This window comes from Pseudomonas sp. Mn2068, from assembly GCF_049319725.1.
Taxonomy (GTDB): Bacteria; Pseudomonadota; Gammaproteobacteria; order Pseudomonadales; family Pseudomonadaceae; genus Aquipseudomonas; species Aquipseudomonas gingeri.
Genome location: NZ_JBMOUG010000002.1, coordinates 129,093 through 148,835, shown reverse-complemented (window position 1 = coordinate 148,835; position 19,743 = coordinate 129,093). Strand labels below are relative to the sequence as shown.

At 60.4% G+C, this 19,743-nt stretch carries 21 protein-coding genes; 11 read left to right on the top strand and 10 right to left on the bottom strand.

The window, feature by feature from the left end:
- The first annotated feature begins 1 nt into the window (after window position 1).
- Complete coding sequence (locus ACL9RJ_RS05290) at window positions 2-184, top strand: hypothetical protein (RefSeq protein ID WP_017124671.1); 183 nt, start codon at window positions 2-4, stop codon at window positions 182-184.
- Between the two features lie 81 nt (window positions 185-265).
- Here the strand turns inward: ACL9RJ_RS05290 and ACL9RJ_RS05285 are convergent, their stop codons facing one another.
- On the bottom strand, window positions 266-826 hold the full coding sequence (locus tag ACL9RJ_RS05285; RefSeq protein ID WP_422764984.1) for a hypothetical protein: 561 nt from the start codon (window positions 824-826) through the stop codon (window positions 266-268).
- A 118-nt stretch (window positions 827-944) separates the two neighbouring features.
- Entirely contained in the window at window positions 945-1,883 is a 939-nt protein-coding gene (locus ACL9RJ_RS05280; RefSeq protein ID WP_422764983.1) for an AraC family transcriptional regulator N-terminal domain-containing protein, read from the bottom strand.
- 270 nt (window positions 1,884-2,153) lie between these two features.
- Here ACL9RJ_RS05280 and ACL9RJ_RS05275 point away from each other — a divergent pair, with 270 nt between their 5' ends.
- Window positions 2,154-3,533, top strand: coding sequence for an NAD-dependent succinate-semialdehyde dehydrogenase (locus ACL9RJ_RS05275; protein ID WP_422764982.1), 1,380 nt, complete (start codon window positions 2,154-2,156; stop codon window positions 3,531-3,533).
- A 301-nt stretch (window positions 3,534-3,834) separates the two neighbouring features.
- Entirely contained in the window at window positions 3,835-4,770 is a 936-nt protein-coding gene (gene pbpG, locus ACL9RJ_RS05270) for a D-alanyl-D-alanine endopeptidase (RefSeq protein ID WP_017124675.1), read from the top strand.
- Between the two features lie 35 nt (window positions 4,771-4,805).
- Here pbpG and ACL9RJ_RS05265 read toward each other — a convergent pair whose 3' ends face one another.
- Window positions 4,806-5,771, bottom strand: coding sequence for a sensor domain-containing diguanylate cyclase (locus ACL9RJ_RS05265; RefSeq protein WP_422764981.1), 966 nt, complete (start codon window positions 5,769-5,771; stop codon window positions 4,806-4,808).
- 196 nt (window positions 5,772-5,967) lie between these two features.
- Between ACL9RJ_RS05265 and ACL9RJ_RS05260 the strand changes: the two genes are divergently transcribed.
- Window positions 5,968-8,448, top strand: a complete 2,481-nt coding sequence (locus tag ACL9RJ_RS05260) for a hypothetical protein (RefSeq protein WP_422764979.1) — start codon at window positions 5,968-5,970, stop codon at window positions 8,446-8,448.
- Window positions 8,449-8,571: 123 nt separating this feature from the next.
- Window positions 8,572-9,408, top strand: coding sequence for a helix-turn-helix transcriptional regulator (locus ACL9RJ_RS05255; protein WP_042934713.1), 837 nt, complete (start codon window positions 8,572-8,574; stop codon window positions 9,406-9,408).
- A 4-nt stretch (window positions 9,409-9,412) separates the two neighbouring features.
- Here ACL9RJ_RS05255 and ACL9RJ_RS05250 read toward each other — a convergent pair whose 3' ends face one another.
- Window positions 9,413-10,000 carry a LysE family translocator gene (locus ACL9RJ_RS05250; protein ID WP_017124680.1) on the bottom strand — a complete coding sequence of 196 codons (588 nt, stop codon included), beginning with the start codon at window positions 9,998-10,000 and terminating at the stop codon, window positions 9,413-9,415.
- Between the two features lie 125 nt (window positions 10,001-10,125).
- Between ACL9RJ_RS05250 and ACL9RJ_RS05245 the strand changes: the two genes are divergently transcribed.
- Together ACL9RJ_RS05245 and ACL9RJ_RS05240 are read left to right on the top strand one after the other, a co-directional pair.
- Window positions 10,126-10,686 (top strand): GNAT family N-acetyltransferase, encoded by a 561-nt coding sequence (locus tag ACL9RJ_RS05245; protein WP_422764978.1) that lies wholly within the window; start codon window positions 10,126-10,128, stop codon window positions 10,684-10,686.
- A gap of 70 nt (window positions 10,687-10,756) precedes the next feature.
- Window positions 10,757-10,972 carry a hypothetical protein gene (locus ACL9RJ_RS05240; RefSeq protein WP_177119100.1) on the top strand — a complete coding sequence of 72 codons (216 nt, stop codon included), beginning with the start codon at window positions 10,757-10,759 and terminating at the stop codon, window positions 10,970-10,972.
- A 9-nt stretch (window positions 10,973-10,981) separates the two neighbouring features.
- Here ACL9RJ_RS05240 and ACL9RJ_RS05235 read toward each other — a convergent pair whose 3' ends face one another.
- Window positions 10,982-11,872, bottom strand: coding sequence for a LysR family transcriptional regulator (locus ACL9RJ_RS05235; protein WP_177087495.1), 891 nt, complete (start codon window positions 11,870-11,872; stop codon window positions 10,982-10,984).
- A gap of 139 nt (window positions 11,873-12,011) precedes the next feature.
- Between ACL9RJ_RS05235 and ACL9RJ_RS05230 the strand changes: the two genes are divergently transcribed.
- Window positions 12,012-13,442 carry an MFS transporter gene (locus tag ACL9RJ_RS05230; protein WP_177119099.1) on the top strand — a complete coding sequence of 477 codons (1,431 nt, stop codon included), beginning with the start codon at window positions 12,012-12,014 and terminating at the stop codon, window positions 13,440-13,442.
- Window positions 13,443-13,592: 150 nt separating this feature from the next.
- Here the strand turns inward: ACL9RJ_RS05230 and ACL9RJ_RS05225 are convergent, their stop codons facing one another.
- The 4 genes from ACL9RJ_RS05225 to ACL9RJ_RS05210 all read right to left on the bottom strand — a co-directional run bounded on the left by ACL9RJ_RS05225 (window position 13,593) and on the right by ACL9RJ_RS05210 (window position 16,596).
- Complete coding sequence (locus tag ACL9RJ_RS05225; RefSeq protein ID WP_422764977.1) at window positions 13,593-14,114, bottom strand: flavin reductase family protein; 522 nt, start codon at window positions 14,112-14,114, stop codon at window positions 13,593-13,595.
- Window positions 14,115-14,122: 8 nt separating this feature from the next.
- A complete protein-coding gene (locus ACL9RJ_RS05220) occupies window positions 14,123-15,151 on the bottom strand; it encodes a methionine synthase (RefSeq protein ID WP_422764976.1) in 1,029 nt (342 codons plus the stop codon).
- Window positions 15,152-15,181: 30 nt separating this feature from the next.
- Entirely contained in the window at window positions 15,182-16,165 is a 984-nt protein-coding gene (locus ACL9RJ_RS05215; protein ID WP_422764975.1) for a DUF1852 domain-containing protein, read from the bottom strand.
- A 182-nt stretch (window positions 16,166-16,347) separates the two neighbouring features.
- Complete coding sequence (locus ACL9RJ_RS05210; RefSeq protein ID WP_422764974.1) at window positions 16,348-16,596, bottom strand: epoxyqueuosine reductase QueH; 249 nt, start codon at window positions 16,594-16,596, stop codon at window positions 16,348-16,350.
- A 94-nt stretch (window positions 16,597-16,690) separates the two neighbouring features.
- Here ACL9RJ_RS05210 and ACL9RJ_RS05205 point away from each other — a divergent pair, with 94 nt between their 5' ends.
- The 3 genes from ACL9RJ_RS05205 to ACL9RJ_RS05195 all read left to right on the top strand — a co-directional run bounded on the left by ACL9RJ_RS05205 (window position 16,691) and on the right by ACL9RJ_RS05195 (window position 19,092).
- Window positions 16,691-17,608: a LysR family transcriptional regulator gene (locus tag ACL9RJ_RS05205; RefSeq protein ID WP_042934695.1), complete on the top strand. Its 918-nt coding sequence runs from the start codon at window positions 16,691-16,693 to the stop codon at window positions 17,606-17,608.
- A gap of 224 nt (window positions 17,609-17,832) precedes the next feature.
- Window positions 17,833-18,702, top strand: coding sequence for an AraC family transcriptional regulator (locus ACL9RJ_RS05200; RefSeq protein ID WP_017124689.1), 870 nt, complete (start codon window positions 17,833-17,835; stop codon window positions 18,700-18,702).
- 129 nt (window positions 18,703-18,831) lie between these two features.
- Window positions 18,832-19,092 carry a DUF3630 family protein gene (locus ACL9RJ_RS05195; protein WP_177058544.1) on the top strand — a complete coding sequence of 87 codons (261 nt, stop codon included), beginning with the start codon at window positions 18,832-18,834 and terminating at the stop codon, window positions 19,090-19,092.
- A gap of 82 nt (window positions 19,093-19,174) precedes the next feature.
- On the opposite strand, the gene ACL9RJ_RS05190 is transcribed toward ACL9RJ_RS05195, so the two are convergent.
- On the bottom strand, window positions 19,175-19,693 hold the full coding sequence (locus ACL9RJ_RS05190; protein ID WP_177086866.1) for a hypothetical protein: 519 nt from the start codon (window positions 19,691-19,693) through the stop codon (window positions 19,175-19,177).
- Window positions 19,694-19,743: the final 50 nt, after the last annotated feature.

The window sequence follows — 19,743 nt, the reverse complement described above, 5'->3', positions numbered from 1 at the left end:
TATGCCCAAGGTTCAGATCATGTCCGTTATCGGCAGCGCCGTTCCCGCCTCGCTCAGGGAACTGGGACTGCTCGCCTGCTGGTACCTGGTCCGCGACGGCGTCCCCATCAGCGGTCCCTTCACGTCCCTGCCGGCGGCCAAGGCCTTGTCCGAGCGCATGGACCTGCACAGCTTCGGTGCCTGACCGCCTACCTGTTCCCGAATCGTGCGTTGCTCCGCACAACCCCTTGCCCGCACTGGTTGCGGGCTTTTTTATGGGCGCCGATCAGCCGCGCTCGGCCTGTGCGGTATTGACCTGGGTACGATGCACCAGCTTCTGCAGGCGCTTCTCCAGTTCGATCATCACCACGCGGTCCGAACGCCCGCTTTCCAGTTCGTCACTGAGGGCGTAGGCGACCTTGCGCAACTCGTGAATGATGACAATCCGGTCATCGTTGAGGTCATGCTTGTGAGACTCGAACAACCGCTGCAGGAAGTCCTCAAGGATACGTTGGTAGCGATGCCGGTCGGTCGCGCGCAAATGCGCCAGGCTGGCGGTGATCCGCGCCAATAGCTCGAGGATCTCCAGCCCGAAGTAATGCAGGCGCCGCGAATAACCGACTTCACGCTCGCGCAGTTGCCGGCGTTCGGCCTGGAATGCCTGCTTGCGCTGGATCGCCGGCACGGCAATCGCCACCATCAGCCCGACGATCAATCCCACGGCCTGGATCCAGCCATACCAGTCGACCGACTTCGGAAAGAAGGCAAACCCCAGCAGCACCACGGCCACTACCCCCGCCCCGACCACCATGGGCAGGTAATCCCGGCTGATAAAACCCTTTGGCATTGCCCGATTCCTCACGTCTTGAAAAGCGCCGTTCGCGATCAAGTGGCGATGCTAATCGCTGTGCGTGACCGACACCATCACATGTCAGGGCCGATACACAAAAATCGATGTTCAGTCCTCAATGGGACGAGACATAAATGGAACTGCTGGTGGGAGCAGGCAAGGCATAGGTCCGTTTCATCCACTGAATCTCCTCCTGCGGGGTACGACCAAAAAAGCGCTTGAACTCACGACTGAACTGCGACGCGCTTTCGTAGCCCACCATCGCGCACGCCGTCGCCGCGGTAATGTCGTTTCTCAACATCAGCAGGCGCGCCTGGTGCAGGCGGGTGGACTTCAGGTATTGCATCGGCGAGGTGTCGGTGACCGCGCGAAAGTGCGAATGAAAACTGGGCACGCTCATCATCGCTTCCCTGGCCAGTTGTTCGACATCCAGGTGCTGGCTGTAGCACGAATGAATCTTGCGTATGGCCCTGGCGACCTTGCCGAACTGGCCTTGTCGATTGAGCGCGGCCCGCATCGAACCGCCCTGCTCGCCGGTGATGATGCGGTAGTAGATTTCCCGCATCAGCGTCGGGCCGAGAATCCGCGCTTCGACCGGGACACTCATCACTTCCAGGAAGCGCAGGAGTGAGTCGCTCAGCTTGTCATCCATCGGCGAGGAGTACATCCCCTTGGGTTTGGCTTCGGCCAGCCCGGCGACCTCATCAAGCTCCAGCATCAACTCGGCGGCCAGGTTGAAATCCAGGCGCAGATACACCGCCAGCATCGGCTCGGCTGCGCTGGCTTGCGTCTCCATGCTGAAGGGCACGGGTACCGAGACCACCAGGTAGTGTTGCGCGTCGTAGACGTAGATGTCTTCACCCAGGTAGCCACGCTTGCGCCCCTGGCAGACGATCACGATGCCCGGATCGTAAAGCACCGGCGTGCGGTTGAGCGGACGATTGGAGCGCAGAAAACGCACGTCGTCGAGCGGTGTCAGGTTGTATCCCTCGACAGGCGCCAACTGCCCCATCAACTCGATAATGCGGTCCGTGCGTGGGTTGTCATGGCCCATGTCGCCTGCCTCCAGCGGAAAACCGGAATGTACTCCGACGGCGATGCTCCTGGATACGTCGCTCATAGGATCAGGCAAGCAATCGAGAGAAACCCGCAGCGATTCCAGGATTCCGGTCGCGCGCCCCTCTCTCCAGGCTTATAGGAATGGGCAACCAAAGCACATGAACGGATATTCGCTTGTCTGACCGATCTGCGTAGCTTGGAAAAGGACGGTTGCAGGCCACGGGCACTGCAGCCGCACTTTCAATTCCAGCTCCGGAGAGTCCTCATGCTAATCGTCTATAACCCGGCAACCGGTGAAGAAGTCGGTCGTGTCGCCAAGAATACCCCGGCCGAAGTGAAGGCGGCGGTTGATCGCGCTTGCGCGGCATTCCCGCAATGGTCGTCGAAACTGGCGAAGGAACGCAGCGACACCCTGAGACGCTGGCACGACAGCGTCAAGGCCGACAAGGAAGCCTTCGCCGAACTGCTGTGCCGGGAGAACGGCAAGTGCCTGACCGAAGCCCGTGGCGAAATCGACTACGGCCTCGGGTTTATCGAGTGGTACGCCGAAGAGGCCAAGCGTGTCTACGGCGACACGATCCCGACCCACGACAAGCATGCCTCCGTAGTAGTGACCAAAGAGGCCATTGGCCCCGTCGCGGCGATCACGCCGTGGAACTTCCCGTTCATGATGATCACCCGCAAGGTGGCGACCGCGCTCGCGGCGGGCTGCACCATGGTCATCAAGCCGGCCGAGGACACCCCGCTCACCGCCTTCAAGCTGCTGGAATACGCACGCAAGGCCGGCATCGGTGAAGGCGTGCTCGAAGTGGTGGTCGGCGACCCCAGGGAGATCGGCCTGATCCTGACCGGCGACCCGCGCATCCGCAAGATCTCCTTCACCGGTTCGACCGGAGTCGGTCGCCTCCTTGCCGCGCAATGCGCATCGACCATCAAGAAGATGACCATGGAGCTGGGAGGCAACGCGCCCTTTATCGTGTTCCAGGACGCCGATATCGACGAAGCCGTCAAAGGCCTGGTTGGGGCGAAGCTGCGCAATTCGGGCCAAGTGTGCATTTCGCCCAACCGGATATTCGTGCAGCACACTATCTTTGAAGACTTCGTGAAGCGGGTCAAAGCCAGCGTGGCCAGGATCGAGGTCGACCAGGGCCTGCGGGAAGACTTTGTCGTCGGGCCCATGGTCAACCAGATGGGCTTCGACAAGGTCGTGGCCCTGGTCGAGGAAGCCAGGGCTGCCGGTGCGAAAATCCTCGCGGGCGGCAAGCCACATGCCAAGGGCGGCCTGTTCTACGAGCCGACCGTCATCACCGGCTTGTCGGATGACTCCCCGCTGGCACGCAACGAAATCTTCGGTCCCGTGTTCGCGATCTATTCCTTCAAGGATGAGGCCGAAGTCATCGAACGCGCCAACCAGACCGAGTTCGGCCTGGTCGCCTATGCCTACACCAGTGCGCTCGGTCGCTCGTTGCGCCTGGCCCGGGGCCTCGAAGCCGGGATGGTGATCCTCAACTCCGGCTCGGTGGGAACCGCCTCCGTTCCGTTCGGCGGCGTCAAGCAGTCGGGCTACGGCAGGGAGGGCAGCTACTACGGCATCGAAGAGTACGTTCACGTCAAATATGTGCTGATGGCCGGCGCTCAACTCTGATGAAAAGCTGATGCTTCCCTGATGGACCCGGGGCGAGTGCCCACAGCGGCTCGCCCCTCGCTGAAACCCTCGAAATAAAGGCCCGCGATCCCCACAACGCCGTCCCGACCTGGGCTAACATATGTCTTATGGCCAGTATGGATGCAGGACAAAAGTAAATTTTGTGTCAGTTACGCCCAATATCTCCAGAGGTGTGGCAACTTTCTGAACTATATTCATAAAATGTAACGCTTTTTCCAGAAAGCTTTTTCAAGAAAAGCCCGTTGCCAACGGCATATCCATTTTTAGCGAGTCCATCCGCGTGAACATTCGTCATTCCATCCTCGGCCTTTTTTTTGTCCTGGCCGGCACCGTCGCTGCAACCACCGTCGAGGCGCGTGAAACCACCCAGGCCCCTCGCGATACCACTCACCTGCAAGTCGCCTCCGGCAGTGCCCTGCTGATCGATCTGCAAACCAACAAGACCCTGTATTCCAGCAACCCGGACGTGGTCGTGCCGATCGCCTCGGTGACCAAGCTGATGACCGCCATGGTCGTGCTGGACGCCAAGCTGCCGATGGACGAGTACATCTCGGTGAACATCAGCGACACCCCGGAAATGAAAGGCGTGTTCTCCCGGGTCAAGCTCAATAGCGAGCTGCCGCGCAAGGAGATGATGCTGATTGCCCTGATGTCATCTGAAAACCGCGCCGCCGCCAGCCTCGCCCACCACTATCCGGGCGGCTATGCCGCGTTCATCGCCGCGATGAACGCCAAGGCCAGGTCCCTGGGCATGATCAATACCCACTATGTCGAACCGACCGGTCTGTCGATCCACAACGTGTCCACCGCCCGCGACCTCAGCAAGCTGCTGATGGCCGCGCGTCACTATCCGATGTTGAGCGAGCTGAGCACCACCAAGGAAAAGACCGTGGCGTTCCGCAAACCCAACTACACCCTGGGTTTTCGCAACACCGACCACCTGATCAACAAGGACAGCTGGAAGATCAAGATCACCAAGACCGGCTTCACCAACCAGGCCGGCCATTGCCTGGTGCTGGTCACCGAAATGGGTAACCGCCCGGTGGCCCTGGTGATTCTCGATGCGTTCGGCAAGTACACCCACTTCGCCGATGCCAGCCGGATCCGCAACTGGGTGGAAACCGGCAAGAGCGGCGGCGTGCCGGACGTGGCCCTGCGCTACAAGGCCGACAAGAACCTGAAGAACCGCCAGGTGGGTGCCCAGGCCGCAAAGTAACCACGGATCAACCGGCCCGGTTCACCGGGCCGCGTTCAACGGCGTTTGAGTGCCTGTTTATGCGCGTACATCGCCTTGTCGGCGTCCGCAAGGAGACCTGCGACCGTCTCATGGCGCTCGGCGTCATATTCGATCTGCCCCACGCTGAAGTTAATGTCATAACCCCGCTGCTGCCCTGAGTTGCGCTCATCCAGGGTTTCGCGCAGGCGCGCCATGATCGCGCTGGTTTCAACGTGGTCGGTGCCGGTCAGCAGCACCACGAACTCGTCGCCGCCCAGGCGACCGATCACATCGCTTTCGCGAAAGGCAATGCGCAGCACATCGGCGAAGGTCTTCAGCGCCAGGTCGCCTTCGGCATGGCCGAAGACATCGTTGATCTGCTTGAAATCGTTCAAGTCGAAAAACAGCAACGAAGCCGGCTTGTCCATGCGCTTGCAGACACCCAGGCCATGATTGGCCAGGGCCTCGAAACCACGGCGGTTGGACAGCAGCGTCAGCTCGTCCATGGTCGCCATCTGCACCGCCACCAGCTCCTGCTCGGCCATGCGCGCCAGATCCCGCAGCAACGCCCGTTCTTCGTCGTCGAGGGTACGTGGCCGCGTGTCGATCAGGCACAAGGTGCCCAGCTTGCTGCCATTGCCCACCGTCAGTGGGCAACCGGCGTAAAAGCGGATACCCGGCTCGCCGGTCACCAGCGGGTTGTCATGAAAACGCTCGTCATTTTCCGCATCCGGCACCATCAGCACCTGATCGCCGAGAATCGCGTGACCGCAGAAGGAAATATCCCGCGGCGTCTCGCTGACCGTCAGCCCCACGCAGGACTTGAACCACTGGCGGTTCTCGTCCACCAGGCTGACCAGGGCAATGGGCACGTTGAACAGGCGCTTGGCCAGGCGGGTCAGGCGATCGAAACGCTCTTCGGGCGAGGTATCGAGGATATTCAGCGAGCGCAGGGTTTCCACGCGGGCAGTTTCGTTGGCAGGTTTTATCGGCGCTAACATCACGGACTTCCCAGGCTTGCGGTCGTGCAAGCGTATGACAAGAAATGAACCTGTACAACGATATGGACCTTGTACATCACCCGAGGTTCTACCGGCACGACCTGTGACCGGCGCCACAACCCGACGCCAAAACATGCCAGGCGCCCACGGCAACCGTCATACTCGCCCTCCGCCATCACCGCACAGGATGTCATCCGTGAGCGCCGCCCGTAACGAAACCCACGAATCAAAGAGCAACGAATCAAAGAGCATAGGCCGCCTGTTGCTGGAATTGATCTGGCAGATCCTGGTGCTGGTGGTACCGATTTTCTTCGTGACGATCCTGCCGCCACCCCTCGCCTTCGCCGTGGTACTCGGCTGTGCCGGCGCGATGTGGCTGTGCGCGCGATTCGCCTGGCTACCCGGTGCACGGGGGGCGGCCCGACTGATGATCGCGGCGGTGTTCGGCCTGGGCTTCAGCCTGGGGCGCGCCCTCCCCGAGTACTGGAACATCGCCGCCGCCTTTATCGCCATTTTCCCCGGACTGGCCTGTGTGAGCCTCTGGGAACGCAAGCTCGGCCTGGTGCCGGAACCCGAACCGGCTTCCGGCCAAGCCGGCGCCAGTGCGTGGGGCGGCCAGGAACCGACCCACACTCCGGAGGGCGAACCGATCCGGGTCTACAACTACAGCGAAATCGCCATGGGCGGTCCGGTCACCTGCGACTACCTGTTTCCCGACGGCATCCTGCTCGAGGGACTCGGCTCGTCGGCCCGCTTCTCCAGCGACGGCCGTTACTTCGCCGCGCCGGTGCCGTCGCGCCAGGACTGGGGGCTGGTGATTCTCGACCGGCCATTGCGCCGCCTCTATCGTTGTCACAACGATCGTTTCTGGGAACTGGACACCTTTAATGAGCACGGCCTCGGCGGACGCTACAGCCCGCTGGTGGACAACAGCGCGGACCTGATCGCCCTGGAGACGCTGCTCAAGGACGCCGACGCCGTGGACCTGCTGCCCGCCGGCGATCTCTGGCTCGAACCCGGCCATTGGCAGCAGGCCCTGGCCCGGGAGCAGATCGAACAGCGCTCCCCGGACGGCCGGCACCTGCTGGAAGGCCAACTGAGCCTGCCCGCCAACCTGCTGGAGCTGGAGCAACCCCTGGCACCGCTGCGGCACCCGGACTACCGCCTGAGCCTGGACGGCGAACCCACGGCGCTGCTGGTCAAGGCGCAGACGCCGATGATCTGGAGCGAAGACAGCCAGCTTCTGGTCTGTGTCGCCACGCCCACCCCGCCAACGTCCGGCCCGTTCCATGGCCTGTGGCTCTGGCAACAGGGCCAGGGCTGGCGCGCCTTGCGCACGCCCTGGAGTGCCAGCGACCGCAGCCCCTCGGGCTACTGGAGCGATCCGGTGGCGCTGGACGCACAGTGCGTCTGGCTGGAAAGCTACCTGCCGCTGAATCAACCCGACAACGGACGCTTCGGCTACCAGTTGCACAACATTCATAGCGATTCGGAAATCCTCGTCGGTCACGATCCCCTCGGACGGGAACAGGATGCCGACTGGAACCGTGCGCGCATCCGCCTGGTGTTGCCGCTGGACAGCGACGGGCAGGCATCCGCCGTGCAGATCGAATCCGCGGCCTTCAAGGATGGCAGCCGTGCCCGTTTCATCTGGGAGCGGGACAACCAGGACGCCGTCGGCGGCTACCGTTGCGAACTGGTCGGCCCGCAGCGGGACACCTGGAACCTGCCCGGTCTCTGGCGCCTGGAGCATCGGCTCAGCGAGGACGCCTGTCACCTGGCGCTGATGCCCTTTACCGACACACCGGCGATGCCGGATCGGGTGGTCGTGGCCGATCCCCAGACCCGCCGCCTGCTCGACGGACCGGCAGTACGCCTCGCCGAACTGGTGGATTTTCGCGACGCCATCCTCAGCGTCGCGGTGGTCTGCGGGCGCCAGCCCCGGGACCTAACCGGCACGCCCCTGCGGCGCTTTACCGAAGCCGCCCCGCCGGCGGCAGAGGCCGGCGGGTTCTGTCATTACCGGGAAGACTCGCTGCTCTATTACGAGCTTCGCCGACTCAAGCTCGGCGTCGACACACTGGAACCGTTGCCGGCCTGGCGGGTGGTCAACCAGCCACAGATCGCCACCGCCGAGGGCGACTTCATCCAGCCATCCCCCAGCGGGCTGGACGCCGCCTGGTTGTTCGGCACCGCCACCGAGTACGGCAACGACCTGCTGCGCGGACAGGTCGCGCGCTTGGGCGGCCACCTGCTGACCGCTTCCGGCTGCGCCCTGTCCGACCTCGCACCATCGATGATCTGGTCGCCCCAGGGACGTTACCTGGCGCTGACCCGACTCTACCTGGAGCATCGCGATTTCGAACACGGCCGGCGCGCCTGGAAACTCCTGCTGCTCGACCTCGAGGCACACACCTTGCGGACCGCGCCGGACTGGCTGAGCAACCGGCCGCAGTTCATCGACTTCAGCGGCGATACCCTGCACCTGCGCGAGTTCGAGGCCGACTGGGACCTGCGCGATGGCTCGGACCCCGGCCGGCGGGTGAAGATCGCCTTGCAGCACGTGCTGGAATGGCCCGCCGAAGCTCTGGAACGCCATGGCGACCTCTGGCTGACCCGCACCGATGCCCGCGACGCGCAGGCCTGGCAAGCGCTGGATAGACCTACCCTGCTATAGGGACTAAGCTGGCGGGCGATGCACTACGCAAGGGCCTCATCGCCGGCAAGCCGGCTGCTGCAGGTCGATGCCCGGCATCGTTGCCCGGCCCGGCCTTCACAGGCTGAATCAATGGACTTGACCATGCACAGATCTGCCACTGCCCACCCTGACGACAAGGCCCCGTACTTCTGGCGCGATGCCACCCTGCCGTTTATCGAGGCCCGCTCGATCCAGGACGGCCGCAAGGTCTGTTATGCACGCCATTCCCACGAGCATTTCTCCATTGGCGCGATCACCCACGGGCGCAGCACCTATATCAACGAACAGCAGCAATGGCAGGTCGAGGCCGGCACCGTGGTGCTGATGAATCCCGGCGAGGTGCACGCTTGCAACCCCATCGACGACCAGCCCTGGGCCTATCGGATGTTCTATGTCGAGACGCCCTGGCTGACGTCCCTGCAGCACGAACTGGGGTTCAGCCCGGACCTGGATTTCCGGGCGTTTTCAGCCACCCACAGCACCGATCCACTGCTCTTCCGGGGCTTGAACCTGCTCTACGAACAACTGGTGGACGACGATCTCGCCCATCTGGAGAAACAGTGCGCCATCGTCGAGTTCTTCACCCTGCTGCAACACCACCTGAACCCGGCGCCGATCCCCGCCCGCGAGATCAACCAGAAGCTCGAACGGGCCGCGGCCTATATCCACAAGCACTGTACCGAAGCGCTGAAACTCGAGGATATCTGCCAGGCCGCGCAACTGTCGGCGTCCTACCTGACCCGCGCCTTCAAGCAGCACTATGGCATGACGCCCCACGCCTTCCTGGTCAACCGGCGCATCCAGTACGCGCGCAACCAGTTGCGCCGTGGACGGCTGATCGCCGATGTCGCCCTGGAAGCCGGCTTCGCCGATCAGGCGCACTTCCAGCGGGCGTTCAAGCAACACCTGGCCGCGACACCCGGCCAGTACCGCGGCTGACGGCTCAAGGCAGCAGCAGGTAGATCGCGCTGAGGGACAGCAACAGCGCCATCAGCCGGTTGAACAGGCGCATGCCCCGGGGATTTTCCAGGTAGCGGCGCAGAAAGGTCCCGGCAAAGGCCCAGCAGGCAATCGAGCCATAGCAGATCACGAAGTAGATCAAGGCAAACTCCAGCACCACCCGCGTATCGCCGTTGGCGGCAAACGCCCCCATGCCCGCCACGCAGGCCAGCCAGGCCTTGGGGTTGAGCCACTGCATCACCGCGCCGACCGCCAGGGTCGGCCGCTTGCCGGGTTGGCCGGCATGCAGCGAGCCGTCGTCCATCGCCAGCTTCCAGGCCATGTACAACAGGAACGCCACGCCGCCGAGCTGGATCACCCGCGTCAGCGAGGGCAGCGCCAGCAACAGTTCATGCAGTCCCAGGCCGATCAGCACCAGCAGCAGGGTGAAACCCACGGTGGCGCCGGTGACGTGCCGCAGGCTGGCGCGCAGACCGAACTGCGCGCCGGAACTCAGGGCCACGATATTGACCGGGCCGGGGGTGATGGACGACGCCAGCGCAAAGGCGGCCATGGAAATCAGAACGCTCATCGAATACTGCCCTCTCAGTGAAATGTGACAGGCAAAGTACTCAACCACCCCGGCAGCGTATTGAAGAAAACTCCCCTGGCGGCGCATTATCCGGATCATCGTGTTGCTCTGGAGGAACATCCCACATGTCGGCTTCCACACCTGTCCCCATCATCGAGACCCACCGCCTGCTGCTGCGTCCGGTGCAGGCGGACGACCTCAAGGTCGCCCAGGCCATCCACGGCGACCCGCAGACCAATCGCTACAACCCCAAGGGCGCGGCGTCCCTGGAAACCACCAGCAGCAACCTGTTCAACTGGATCGAGCACTGGAAGAGCCGGGGCTTCGGCTACTGGGCCGTGTGCGACAAGGAACACCCGCAGACGGTCCTGGGCTTCGGCGGACTGCAGGACGGCCTGTTCGGCTCGCGTAGCAGACTGAACCTGTATTTCCGCTTTGCACCGGACGCCTGGGGCAAGGGCTACGCCAGCGAAATGGTCGAAGCCGCCCTGCACCTGGCCTTCAGGACCCTGGAGCGCAACGAAGTGATCGGCCTGGTGCGGCCGGACAATCTGCCCTCGCGCCGTACCCTGGAACGCGCCCGGATGATCGTCGACGGCGAGCTGGACGATGTTCCGGGCCAGCCCCACAGCCTGCTCTACAGCCTCAGTGCCGAACGCTACCTGAGCCCGGAAAGTTTCATGTAGCCGCGGCGGGCGAAGGCGTAAGATGGGCCGAGCACCCATTACAAAATGTGTCAGCCCAGGGAAAGCCACTATGAAATCGAGCCTCGTCAAAGCCGCACTGGTGATCGGCAGCCTGTTGTTGAGCGCCTGCTCCGGCGTGACTACCAGCAACAACAGTGCCTGCGAGACACTGAGTTGCCAGCAGCACTACAACAGCAGCGCCCGCGTCAGCCAGCAGAGCGGCTCGATGAACAGCAACCTGGGCAGCAGCTTCAGTGAGTACGGTGCGAGCATGCTGCGCGACTGAAGCGATTCGCTACAGCGCGCAGACCTCCCGCAGGCAGCCGCGTAACCAGCGATGGGCCAGGTCGGCGTCCATCCTCGGGTGCCAGAGCATCGAGACGCTGAAGTCTGGCGCATCGAGCGGCAAGGCAAAGCTGTGCATACCCAGTCGCAGCCTTGCGGTATGGCGCTCCGGCACACTGGCAATCAGATCGCTGGAACGAGCCAGCGCCAGCGCGGTGGAGAACCCTGCGACAATCGTCAGCACCGCCCTCTCAAGGCCCAGGCGCTTGAGTCCATCGTCGATCGGCCCCTTGTCGAGGCCACGACGGGACACGCTGATGTGCTGGCCCGCCGCATAGCGGGCCGGAGTTATCGTCCCTTCGCTCAACGGATGCCCCGCGCGCACCACACCGACAAAACGGTCGCGGAACAGCGCCTGGGTAAACAGCTCCGGACTCGCCGCCTTCCCCACCACGCCGGTTTCCAGATCCACCGTGCCGTCGCGCAGCGGTGTGCTGTCCTTGTCCGGCTTCTGCACAAAGCGCAGGCGCACACCCGGTGCCTGCTGGCCGATGCGGGCAATCAGTGCCGCGCCGAAATTTTCCACGAAACCTTCGCTGGTGCGCAGGGTGAAGGTGCGGACCAGTTGCCCAAGATCCAGCTGTTCGGCGGGCCGTAACAACGCCTGCGCCTCCTCCACCAGACGACCGACCCGCTCGCGCAACTCCAGCGCCCGGGGTGTCGGCACCAGGCCGCGTCCGGCCCGAACCAGCAGCGGGTCGCCGGTGGTTTCCCGCAGGCGCGCCAACGCCCGGCTCATCGCCGAAGGACTCAGGCGCAAACGCTCGGCGGCTCGCGCCACGCTGCCCTCGGCCAGCAGCACATCGAGGGTCAGCAACAGATTCAGGTCAGGTGTCGACATCGGCAGCCCCGGCTTCAGGTGATTCATGGATAGCGTCAGACGCACGAATAACCTGCAACCCATGCGCCTTCCGCCATAGTAGGGGCCAGCGTAGATTTCCGGTAGCTGCGTATCGGCAGCGCCGGGAAAAGAGGACGGGATGAAAGTCACCACCACCGCACGACATCAAGCCAGCGCAAACCATGGCAGCGATGCCCCCTCCGTACGCTGGGCCCTGAGCAGCCTGGCCCTGTCCATTCTGCTGTCGTCCCTCGGCACCAGCATCGCCAACGTCGGCCTGCCGACCCTGGCCCAGGCGTTCGAGGCGTCCTTCCAGCAGGTCCAGTGGGTCGTCCTCGCCTATCTGCTGGCGATCACCACGCTGATCGTCAGCGTCGGACGCCTGGGCGACCTGCTGGGTCGGCGTCGCCTGCTGCTGTCCGGCATCGCCCTGTTCACCGCGGCCTCGGCCTTGTGCGGCCTGGCACCGACACTGGGCTGGCTGATTGGCGCGCGAGCGCTGCAAGGGCTTGGCGCGGCGATCATGATGGCGCTGACCCTGGCCTTTGTCGGCCAGACCGTGCCCAAGGCCCGCACCGGTAGCGCCATGGGCCTGCTCGGCAGCACCTCGGCCATCGGCACCGCCCTCGGGCCATCGCTGGGTGGCATGCTGATCGCCGGATTCGGCTGGCAGGCGATCTTCCTGATCTGCGTACCGCTGGGCTTGCTGACCTGGCTGCTCGCCTATCGCCACCTGCCCGCTGATCCACTTGCAACCCAGGTCAGGCGCCCCAGCTTCGACCTGCCGGGCACGGCGCTGCTGGCCCTGACCCTGGGTGCCTACGCACTGGCCATGACCCTGGGGCGCAACCATTTCGGCTCGCTCAATATCGCCCTGCTGGTGGTAGCGGCCGTGGGTGCCGGGCTTTTCGCGTGGGTCGAGACGAAGGTCGCCTCGCCACTGATCCAACCGGCGATGTTCCGTGACCGCTTGCTGAGCGCCAGCCTGGTCATGAGCACGCTGGTTACCACGGTACTGATGGCGACCCTGGTGGTCGGGCCGTTCTACCTGGCCCTCGCCCTCGGCCTGGAACCGGCACGGGTAGGCCTGGTCCTGGCGATCGGACCCGCCGTCGCGGCGTTGGCCGGCCTACCCGCCGGACGGATCGCCGACCGTTTCGGCGCCCCCGTCATGACCCTCGCCGGGTTGCTGGCCATCGCCCTCGGCTGCCTGGGGTTATCGCTGCTGCCGCGAACACTGGGTGTCGCCGGCTACATCGTGCCCATGGTGATCCTCACCCTGGGCTACGCCGTGTTCCAGACGGCCAACAATACCGCCGTCATGAGCGAAATCCCGGCAGACCGGCGGGGCGTGATTGCCGGCCTGCTCAACCTGTCGCGCAATCTCGGCCTGATCACCGGCACCGCGGCCTTGGGCGCAGTATTTGTATTCGCCACGACCAGCAGCGATATCATCACGGCGGATCCCGAGGCGGTGGCAGCCGGCATGCACACTACCTTTGCCGTGGCCCTGGGGCTGATCGTCGTTGCGCTGGGGATTGCCCTGGGAAACCGCGCCAGGAGCAGATGACCATGGACGTCACGTATGCGGTGGCCGGTAAGCTCGACTGCGAGCTGTGCATCCCGGTGCGAGCGTTGTGATTAGCCGGGTGGTCGCGTCAATACAAAGTAACGGAGTGACCTCCGGCCACTCCCTTACACACTGCCAGAGACTCTTCGCTCAAACGGCATCGTGTGCCGCCAAATTGCGGTACTGCCCTTTGAAATACAGCAACGGCTGCGCCGCGTCGGCTTTATGCAGGTTTAACGCTTTCACTTCACCAATCACGATCACATGATCACCCGCAACATATTCAGCGTGAATTTCACAATCCAGCCAATGCAGACTGTCGGCAATAACCGGATTGCCCAGCGGTGATTGCTGCCATTCGATTCCCTGCCATTTATCCGTGCCCCGGCGAGCGAACTGGTTGGAAATCCTGACCTGTTCACCGGATAGAATATTGACTGCGAATCGACCCGCCTCGCGAATTTTCGGATAACTGGCCGAACTGCGCATGACACTGAACGACACCAGCGGCGGGTTCATCGACACGCTATAGAACGACTGACACGTAAAGCCAATCGGCTCGTCACCGGTGTGCGATGTAATCACCGTAATACCGGAAGCGTAGTGTCCGAGCGCCTCACGAAAGCTCACGGGCTCAATGGCAGTAACTGTCTCAGTGGCAGGGAGTGACATGCTAAATCCTAGTTCGACAGCTCTTTGCGGATGATCTCTGCACCGGCGCTCAACGCATTCAACTTGCCCCTTGCTACCTGGCGAGGCAATGGCGCCATGCCGCAGTTGGTGCATGGATAGAGCTTGTCGGCATCGACGAACTGAAGTGCCTTGCGCAGGGTATTGGCCACTTCCTCAGGCGTCTCAATGGTATGGTTTGCCACGTCGATGGCACCGACCATCACTTTCTTGCCGCGAATGAGTTCGATCAGATCCATTGGAACGTGAGAGTTATGGCACTCCAGCGAGACGATATCGATGCTTGATTTCTGCAACTTGGGGAACGCCTCTTCATACTGGCGCCATTCTGAACCCAAGGTCTTTTTCCAGTCGGTGTTGGCCTTGATGCCGTAGCCGTAACAGATATGCACTGCCGTTTCGCATTTGAGTCCTTCGATGGCCCGTTCCAGGGTGGCAACGCCCCACTCGTTCACCTCATCGAAGAACACATTGAATGCAGGCTCATCGAATTGAATGATGTCGACGCCAGCAGCTTCGAGTTCCCTGGCCTCCTGGTTGAGGATCCTGGCGAACTCCCAAGCCAGCTTTTCACGACTCTTGTAGTGGGCATCAAAGAGCGTATCGATCATGGTCATGGGGCCTGGCAGAGCCCATTTGATCGGTTGCCCGGTTTGCTGACGCAGGAACTTCGCGTCTTCTACAAAAACTGGCTTCCTGCGGGCAACAGCCCCCACCACCGTGGGTACGCTGGCATCGTAGCGATCACGAATCCTGACGGTTTCGCGCTTTTCGAAATCGACCCCTTCGAGGTGCTCGATAAATGTGGTCACAAAGTGCTGACGCGTCTGTTCGCCGTCACTGACGATATCGATGCCAGCGTGCTGCTGCTCTTGCAGCGCCAGGCGCAACGCATCCTGTTTGCCCTCGATCAACCCTTCATCCTGCAATTTCCAGGGCGACCAGAGGGTTTCAGGCTGTGCTAGCCAGGTAGGTTTAGGCAAGCTGCCAGCAGTTGAAGTCGGTAACAATTTTTTCATAGCCGATTAAAACCTTGTATTTTCAATGACTCAAAGAGCGTAACTGGCAGACCATTGCTCAAGAATGGTCTGATAAGGCTTGATGAAGTGCTCTCCAGCAAACTTCCCCTGCTCAACAGCCAGACGACTGCGCTCATCTCGGTCGTACACGATTCGAGTCAACGAGTAGTCCTGGTGTTTCAAGCTGGGCTGATAGACTTTCCCGGCCGCGGAATTCGCGTTGTAAATCTCGGGGCGATAGATCTTCTGGAAAGTGTCCATCGTGCTGATCGTACCGATCAGCTCAAGATTGCTGTAATCATCGAGCAAATCGCCGGAGAAATAGAAAGCCAACGGCGCTGCACTGTTCGGCGGCATGAAATAGCGGACCTTCAAGCCCATCTTTTTGAAGTATTCATCCGTCAGGGAATATTCATCCTGCTGATATTCAACACCCAGTACAGGATGCTGGTTCTCGGTGCGCTGGTAAGTTCTGCTGCTCGAAACGCTCAGGCAGATGACAGGCGGCTTTTTGAAGTGCTCCCTGTAGGCGTCCGAGTTGACGAAGCATTTGAACAGCTTGCCGTGCAGATCGCCAAAATCGTCTGGCGTACTGAACCCGGCCTGATTCTTGTTGTGCTCCAGCAACACGACACTGAAATCGTAATCCCGCACATAGGAGGAGAAGTTGTTTCCGACAATGCCCTCGATGCGCTCGTTGGTTTTCCTGTCAACGATGGTGGTTTTCAACACCTCGATCAACGGGATGGCATTACCACTGAGATGCGCATCGATATTCATTTCAGCGGAAATGATTTCCAGCTCGACCGTGTAACGATCACCTTCAGGATTGTCCCAATGCGCCAGAGTGTTGAAGCGGTTGTCGATCATCTTCAGGGTGTTACGCAAATTCTCCTGGCGACTCTCTCCTCGCGCCAGATTGGCAAAGTTGGTGGTAATCCGCGTCTTGTCCGACGGACAATAGTTCTCATCGAAACAAATGCTCTTGATAGCAAATGTGAATTCGTTTTTCATCGTGACCCGCACCTGTATTTCGACAAAGCTGAACTGGCGTCTTGCTTCTTTCAGCTTTGATCAACTTTCTGTTCCTTCACTCGGCAGCCTGTAGATCGACCACGGTGAAGAGCTGCACGCATTTTAAGCAGGGAGGCTGTATGAACAAAAACGAATTGATTTCAAAAAATCATTAGTTGCGCTCATGATGGCGGATCTGCTTGACCGCTTCGATCACGAGCGACGCCACCACTCTTACGCCATCTGTAATCCCAATCAGTGGCGTCGGGGTATTTCCGTGTGCTGCGGATACCGCTATCGGTGATCTGTTTCATGTCTTTCCAACGAGAAATCGCCAGCGAACTGCTGATGACGCTGAAGCCATGTTCGAAGGCGTACAGGATCCGTACGCTCAAAGCACAGGGTGCAACGCACGCCACGCTCAGGCTCATGCTCCATGCCTTTCGCTGGACCCATTGTCGTCAATTGATCTATGGTGAGACAAACTAATCCTAATACCTATCAACTCAAATTTTATTCATAATCATGATCGATATTCGTCATCTTAAAACCGTTCAAGCCATGCGTGACACCAGCAGCCTGGTTGAAACGGCTGAGCGCCTGAATCTTACTCAGTCAGCCATTTCCCATCAGATGAAGGAGTTGGAAGAGCGGATGGGAATGACATTGTTCACGCGCAAATCAAAGCCGATGCGCTTTACCAGCGCGGGCCTGAGATTGCTGAGACTGGCTGACGAAGTCCTGCCATTGCTGAGGGAAGCCGAACGCGATTTCAGCCGGCTAGCGGGGGGCTCCGCTGGACGTTTGCACATGGCTATTGAGTGCCACAGCTGCTTTCAGTGGTTAATGCCAGCCATCGACGCCTTCAGGACCTCATGGCCCGAGGTAGAGATGGATCTGGCATCAGGGTTTTCTTTCGCACCACTACCTGCACTGGCTCGTGGGGATCTGGATCTGGTCGTAACATCCGATCCAATCAACCTGAACGGCATTACCTACGTGCCGCTGTTTGCCTATGAAGCATTACTGGCAGTGGATAATCACCATCCACTGGTTGGAAAAAACGTCATTCTGCCAATCGACTTGAAACCCTTCACGCTGATCACCTACCCCATCGAACGGGACCGCCTGGATATCTTCACACGCTTCCTCGATCCAGCCGATGTCGAGCCACTCAACGTTCGAACGTCAGAGATGACCGTGATGATGATGCAATTAGTGGCATCAGGTAGGGGCGTTTGCTGCTTGCCGAACTGGGCGCTATACGAATACACGTCTCGTGGTTATGTCACAGCGCGGCGCCTGGGCGACAACGGCTTGTTTCCGACTCTGTTCGCTGCGGTGCGTTCAGACATGCTGGCAACGCCATACATGCAAGACTTTTTACTGACGGCGAAAGATACTTCTTTCTCGACGCTGGAAGGCATCAGCGCGGTTCGTTAATAGCACTCCGCGTTCAGACCTGTCGCTCTAGATACAGCGTCCGTGAGTGTCTGCTTGGGGTTGTGGATTCAACCGGTCGACGCAACAGATTGACCCCTGCGCAGTGAGCGAAGCGGCAGCTCTCCACTGCGAGGCCAAACCCAATCAGAGCAAACCCGGCTAGGAACATCGAGGGCGCAAAGGCGGATGCTATTGCTCACCGTATCTTCAGGAGTTTTCGTTCGGTGACTGACTTAAGCAGCAGCCATGCCTATGCAAAACGATTCGACGCTGTGCTCGCCTACATCGATACGTACCTCGAAGGCGATCTGTCGGTGAATGCATTGAGCCGGATCGCCAACTTCTCGGCGTTCCATTTTCATCGACAGTTCACGGCGTATGTCGGCGTTCCGGTTGCACAGTATGTGCAGCTGATGAGGCTTCGGCGCGCCGCGCACCAATTGGTCGGCTCACCTGATCAGTCCGTTCTGGAGACAGCACTCAGTGCTGGCTTCGAAAGCCCCGAGGCCTTTTCAAGGGCGTTCAAGCGAGCCTTCGGCATGGCGCCGAGTGCGTTCGCAAAGGCACCGAACTGGCAGCTCTGGAGTGCGGTATTCGTTGTCCCTCACTTTTCCAGGAGTATCACCATGCAGATACGTATCGTGGAGTTCGCCGAAACCCGCGTGGCAGCGCTTGAACATCGTGGGGCTCCCGCCCTCGTCAGTGAAAGCGTCAATCTTTTCCGTCAATGGCGCATGCGGAGCGGCCAGTCGCCGGTGGCCCTGAGCCGCTCCTTTGGCATCCCCTACGACAATCCCGATACCACGTCCGCAGAGGACTTTCGGTTCGCGATTTGCGGCGAGATAAAGGAGGCCGTACTGCCCAATGAATTCGGTGTGCATGAACGGGTCATCCCCGCAGGGCGCTGTGCCGTGATTCGCCATACGGGCTCACCTGACTACATCGGAGAAACCATCTACCCGCTTTACCGCGACTGGCTTCCCTCCAGTAAAGAAGAGCTTCGGGATCATCCGTTGTTCTTCCACTACCTGAGCGTCTTTCCCGAAACGCCGCAGGATCAATGGCAAACGGATATTTACGTTCCGTTGAAATAGGTGAGGCTGGCTTCCGGCCCGGCTTGCCGCTCGATCGGTAACACGCATTGACCGGGCGGCAGCTTTCGGCACGTTGCGGCCATCCGCAGGAGCCACCAGAATCGGGGGCTGCTGGTGGTGAGGTGAAGCATGGCGACAATTGAAGTATCAGAAAAAGCCGACTGGAAGCTTTTCGATGACGTGGCCCGGGTTCTTGAGCATGGGCTGGGCGGTCGCTGGAAAGAGAAGCTCGATGGCCTAGACCAGCGCTACTGGGATCTGTTGGTGGACGAACACACGCTTACCCTGCACCTTGAGCACTATGTAGGCATTTCCATAGTCGTTCCCGATAGCGCAGATGACACAGCTCAAAGAGTATGTGCGTTGCTGAATCAGCTTCCTTGTGGGTAAGCCCGCTCCAACAAAGATCACAGCTGGCTGAATTGTGCCCGTCGTGAAGGGCTGAAACCGGCCAGGAGCGGACAGTCGCCGTCTACGAAATCCGAGGCGACTCAGTGCGACATTTTTTGATGTAATTTTCGATAATGATCAAAAGCTCTTTATTTCTAGCCAGCTCATGCCGACGCCCCATCCGTTGTAAAAAAATCTGTATGGCGACCACAGCCAGGAATGCAAACGGAACGTAGAATATATTGGTGATGTAATTTGCAAGCAGAATAAATAGAGACCCCATAAAAACGAAGGTGGCGGTGAGCGTCGTCGAGTTATCAATTTGCGATGATAGTCTCTCGTTATGGATTTTTAAAAAATTAACAATCTCCTCCCATTGAGGTGTGCTGATTTCTTTATTTCTCAATTTCGGAATATCATCAAGTTCCAGCTCGAACGCCCTGTAAAACTCCATCTCCTCATCAAAGTACTCCTCCGCTCTTGGGGACTCCGACACCTTGATGAATTCAAGCCATTTTGGGGTTTTCGGCCAGGTCTCTGCGATAAACTCTGCGCGCTTTGTGCCATAGCGCGTGATGATGTCTTCAAATATGGTTTTCATTAGTGCTTGTTTCTCATGGTTGAACAGCTAAAAGGGGACGCCCATTAGTG

Excerpts from the sequence above, each read along its gene's own strand:
- ACL9RJ_RS05290 (WP_017124671.1), top strand. The coding sequence starts at position 2 with ATGCCCAAGGTTCAGATCATGTCCGTTATCGGCAGCGCCGTTCCCGCC.
- ACL9RJ_RS05275 (WP_422764982.1), top strand. The coding sequence starts at position 2,154 with ATGCTAATCGTCTATAACCCGGCAACCGGTGAAGAAGTCGGTCGTGTC.
- ACL9RJ_RS05210 (WP_422764974.1), bottom strand. The coding sequence starts at position 16,596 with ATGAGCCTGAGCGTGGCGTGCGTTGCACCCTGTGCTTTGAGCGTACGG.
- ACL9RJ_RS05245 (WP_422764978.1), top strand. The coding sequence starts at position 10,126 with ATGTCGGCTTCCACACCTGTCCCCATCATCGAGACCCACCGCCTGCTG.
- ACL9RJ_RS05205 (WP_042934695.1), top strand. The coding sequence starts at position 16,691 with ATGATCGATATTCGTCATCTTAAAACCGTTCAAGCCATGCGTGACACC.
- ACL9RJ_RS05230 (WP_177119099.1), top strand. The coding sequence starts at position 12,012 with ATGAAAGTCACCACCACCGCACGACATCAAGCCAGCGCAAACCATGGC.
- ACL9RJ_RS05220 (WP_422764976.1), bottom strand. The coding sequence starts at position 15,151 with ATGAAAAAATTGTTACCGACTTCAACTGCTGGCAGCTTGCCTAAACCT.
- ACL9RJ_RS05250 (WP_017124680.1), bottom strand. The coding sequence starts at position 10,000 with ATGAGCGTTCTGATTTCCATGGCCGCCTTTGCGCTGGCGTCGTCCATC.
- ACL9RJ_RS05255 (WP_042934713.1), top strand. The coding sequence starts at position 8,572 with ATGCACAGATCTGCCACTGCCCACCCTGACGACAAGGCCCCGTACTTC.
- ACL9RJ_RS05265 (WP_422764981.1), bottom strand. The coding sequence starts at position 5,771 with ATGTTAGCGCCGATAAAACCTGCCAACGAAACTGCCCGCGTGGAAACC.
- ACL9RJ_RS05215 (WP_422764975.1), bottom strand. The coding sequence starts at position 16,165 with ATGAAAAACGAATTCACATTTGCTATCAAGAGCATTTGTTTCGATGAG.
- ACL9RJ_RS05280 (WP_422764983.1), bottom strand. The coding sequence starts at position 1,883 with ATGGGCCATGACAACCCACGCACGGACCGCATTATCGAGTTGATGGGG.
- ACL9RJ_RS05190 (WP_177086866.1), bottom strand. The coding sequence starts at position 19,693 with ATGAAAACCATATTTGAAGACATCATCACGCGCTATGGCACAAAGCGC.
- ACL9RJ_RS05235 (WP_177087495.1), bottom strand. The coding sequence starts at position 11,872 with ATGTCGACACCTGACCTGAATCTGTTGCTGACCCTCGATGTGCTGCTG.
- ACL9RJ_RS05285 (WP_422764984.1), bottom strand. The coding sequence starts at position 826 with ATGCCAAAGGGTTTTATCAGCCGGGATTACCTGCCCATGGTGGTCGGG.
- ACL9RJ_RS05195 (WP_177058544.1), top strand. The coding sequence starts at position 18,832 with ATGGCGACAATTGAAGTATCAGAAAAAGCCGACTGGAAGCTTTTCGAT.
- ACL9RJ_RS05225 (WP_422764977.1), bottom strand. The coding sequence starts at position 14,114 with ATGTCACTCCCTGCCACTGAGACAGTTACTGCCATTGAGCCCGTGAGC.
- ACL9RJ_RS05240 (WP_177119100.1), top strand. The coding sequence starts at position 10,757 with ATGAAATCGAGCCTCGTCAAAGCCGCACTGGTGATCGGCAGCCTGTTG.